At 44.9% G+C, this 2809-nt stretch carries 4 protein-coding genes and 1 pseudogene; 2 read left to right on the plus strand and 3 right to left on the minus strand.

Going from position 1 to position 2809, the window contains the following annotated elements:
* The first annotated feature begins 353 nt into the window (after positions 1 to 353).
* Entirely contained in the window at positions 354 to 740 is a 387-nt protein-coding gene (locus tag PTE_RS07915; RefSeq protein WP_036844845.1) for a gp53-like domain-containing protein, read from the plus strand.
* 1 nt (position 741) lies between these two features.
* Positions 742 to 1179: a tail fiber assembly protein gene (locus PTE_RS07920; protein ID WP_036844847.1), complete on the plus strand. Its 438-nt coding sequence runs from the start codon at positions 742 to 744 to the stop codon at positions 1177 to 1179.
* A 62-nt stretch (positions 1180 to 1241) separates the two neighbouring features.
* On the opposite strand, the gene PTE_RS07925 is transcribed toward PTE_RS07920, so the two are convergent.
* From PTE_RS07925 to PTE_RS23515, 3 genes and pseudogenes are all read right to left on the minus strand, one after another.
* Complete coding sequence (locus PTE_RS07925) at positions 1242 to 1868, minus strand: tail fiber assembly protein (RefSeq protein WP_036844850.1); 627 nt, start codon at positions 1866 to 1868, stop codon at positions 1242 to 1244.
* On the minus strand, positions 1868 to 2608 hold the full coding sequence (locus PTE_RS23510) for a phage tail protein (RefSeq protein ID WP_245219008.1): 741 nt from the start codon (positions 2606 to 2608) through the stop codon (positions 1868 to 1870). The genes PTE_RS07925 and PTE_RS23510 overlap by 1 nt, the downstream gene beginning before the upstream one ends.
* Positions 2589 to 2717: pseudogene (locus PTE_RS23515) on the minus strand (recombinase family protein); the annotation flags it as partial. The gene PTE_RS23510 and the pseudogene PTE_RS23515, both read right to left, overlap by 20 nt.
* Positions 2718 to 2809: the final 92 nt, after the last annotated feature.

A 2809-nucleotide genomic window follows, 5' to 3' on the forward strand; every position in this document is an offset into this window, starting at 1 on the left:
TNGCNANGGTCAAACANNNTTCTGGNTNAATTGTTGGCGGTTTTGCAGGAAGCGGGCATTTAGCCTGACAAAATTAAATTAAATCAACTGGCCGTGGCAATTAAAAGAATTGCACCCTAAAGAGATTTTGAACTGACAGACAAACTCTGCAACAGCAGTGCATTAGCCGCATCACAAAAGCTGGTGACTGGAATTAATCCCAATGCCAATAGCACACTTGCAAAAAACCCAAATGGTGCTTATATCCCCGACAAAACCCGGTAGNTAAAAAAAATCCCCCTCACCGCCACCAGCAAACCAAAGGAACGGCGAACGCCGCAAAGAAGTGAGCGACGGCAAGAACAAAACACCCCATGGCTTATAATGGTACTGCGAATATTTCAATTCCAGTCAGTAACTTGGGTGTTTATTCGAAAGCAGAAGTAGATAGTCGTGTTAATGCTAAAGGTAATAAAAACACGGCAAACAGGTCAGCGAACGGATGGTGGGAGTGCGGGGATACTAATCTGATTATTCAGTGGGTTAGAGTGCAGGCAGGGAGACAAACATGGTCAAAAGTAACATACCCTTTTGCTTTTAAAGCACATGTTTTGGGTTATGTAGCTTCAATGGCGAGCGTGTCAACGGGTACCGGGCACACTGTTGTACGCAATGTGACTTTATCATCATTTGAATATCAAGCGGGCACCGCGTCGAACGATGAAACTCCCTTTGTACACATCATGTTTTGGGGGCAATGAAATGATATTTTGGTCTAGAAATGAGTGCGCTTTCTATAATGGCGCACGAGATGAATGTATTGAGATAACGGCAGAAAAGCACGAGGAGTTACTAACAGGGCAATCAAACGGCTTTGCTATTGTCAGTGATAAGGAGGGTTATCCAATTCTTACAAAACAAGCGCCATCTGTTTATCACAAATGGGATAGTGAAAAGTGGATAATATCAGAAAGTGATAAAATAAAGCTTAGGCAGGAACAGCAGCAACAAGCAGAACATAAGAAACAACAACTTATGTTCACTGTAAGCAAACAGATAGCTCCGCTTCAAGATGCTGTAGATTTGGGGATGGCGAGTGACGAGGAGAAAACCGCACTGACTGACTGGCGCAAATACCGCGTGATGCTTAACCGGGTTGATACATCAGAACCCGATATTATCTGGCCTGAAAAGCCGTAGGGAATATTAAGGGCGGGACGGGTAAGATGGGGGAGTAAAAGCCGGGCTAACCGGCTTTGTTTTTATTTAGGCACCTCCGGCCACTCAACATTGGGAGCCTGTGAAGTGTCTACCCTGCTCAGTAATACCCTATACTTCTTCCATTCGAGTAATGCAGCTTTCTCTGAGTCTGTTGCCACTTCTAAGTCAACAGAGTCTTGTAGCAATGAGAGTGTTTCATTTGCTTGTTGTAACAGAGCTGCTTGTTTCTGTTTTGCATCGTTGATTTGATGAGATTTGAGTAGGTCTTTATCAACTACCCATTCTTTACCGTTCCACTTGTCGTAATCGGTGTCGGGTTTCTTGAATGTCAGGGTGTCGGGTAATTCACCGAGTTCTGTTATCTCAGTCGGCGCACGAGTCTGCGTATCGTAAGCTGTTTTCCCGCGATAGTCAGGGATGATTTCCCAGCGGCTTTTATCTTCGCTTCTACAAACAGCTTCATCGGGAGAACTGGGAAGTTCTGGCGCATCGGGATAAGCACCGGCTGATAGACTGACACCCAACATGACATATTCAATATCTGAAACTGTGAATTCCCTCGTCATCTGATTAGTGTGGTAAATCTTTATCCAGCCAGCTTTCTCGGCTAATCCATCTTTACCCAAAACTGCTGTTTCATGTTCTAAAGAGTATTTCTGTTCTGTCATTATGCTGCTCTCACTATGTAGTTAAAGGCGATGTTGCGGGGGCGGGTTTCGTTGCCGAATGTATTGTTAGCAATTGATGTATCAGTGGCTCCACCCATAACATCCCGACCTAGTGGGTAAATGTAGCCGTTCTGCGGCCCCTGATTTGGGACCATATAACGACTATCGGCGTTACCTGTAGCAAGTTGTATTCTTTTTGTACTGTCACCCTGCCACGACCCACACACCCGACCCGGATCAACACCACGGCTATCATCCCACCCTCGGATAAACTCACCTCTTAAATCGGGCACTTTTCCGTCTGGATAGGCTAAGGCTAACTTCGGGTATAAGGATTTATCGAAAGTCTGACCATTGCATGTTAAGTAGCCGGGGGGGGTGTAGCGGTGGGGATACGGCAGCGGGACTCCTACAGGGATGTTGTCATAACGAGCGTCAAAATTGCCGTAGTTCGCCGGTACCATAGTTCCATTTTTGTAAACTGTTAGAGCTCGCTTTGAGTTGATATCAATACCGGCACCGATTAGATCTACTGACCCCCCACGCACAGCGCCAATCGCTATTTCATTGTCATACCAGCCCGCTTTCATATACGAAGCAAGTGCCCCGGATGGCGCCCCCGCGCTTGTTGATACAAGTTGAACAGAGTTTCTCTCTTTTGCAATTGTTGCAATTTCTGAAAAATTGAATGTTCCTTTATAGTTCCCCCCTGTTGCTGATACGGTTCGCTGTCTTTCCACTGATCTTATCTTCAAAAATAGGCTTACAATTTGCCCTANCCAGCGCATTTCGCTGTAGAGCACTATTTTGGTCATTTGTTGACACNCGAATATAGCCAATCTTCGCCATACTTTTCCCCAATGCTATGGCTTGTTATTTTACCAGAAATTACATAACCAATTGATTATAAAAAATATTTATAGTTAATCTTNCNNTATAGG

The organism is Photorhabdus khanii NC19 (genome assembly GCF_000517265.1).
In the GTDB taxonomy this organism is placed as follows: Bacteria; Pseudomonadota; Gammaproteobacteria; order Enterobacterales; family Enterobacteriaceae; genus Photorhabdus; species Photorhabdus khanii.

What these genes read in the sequence shown, in the direction of transcription:
- PTE_RS07915 (WP_036844845.1), top strand. Translation starts at nt 354, where the DNA reads ATGGCTTATAATGGTACTGCGAATATTTCAATTCCAGTCAGTAACTTG.
- PTE_RS07925 (WP_036844850.1), bottom strand. Translation starts at nt 1,868, where the DNA reads ATGACAGAACAGAAATACTCTTTAGAACATGAAACAGCAGTTTTGGGT.
- PTE_RS07920 (WP_036844847.1), top strand. Translation starts at nt 742, where the DNA reads ATGATATTTTGGTCTAGAAATGAGTGCGCTTTCTATAATGGCGCACGA.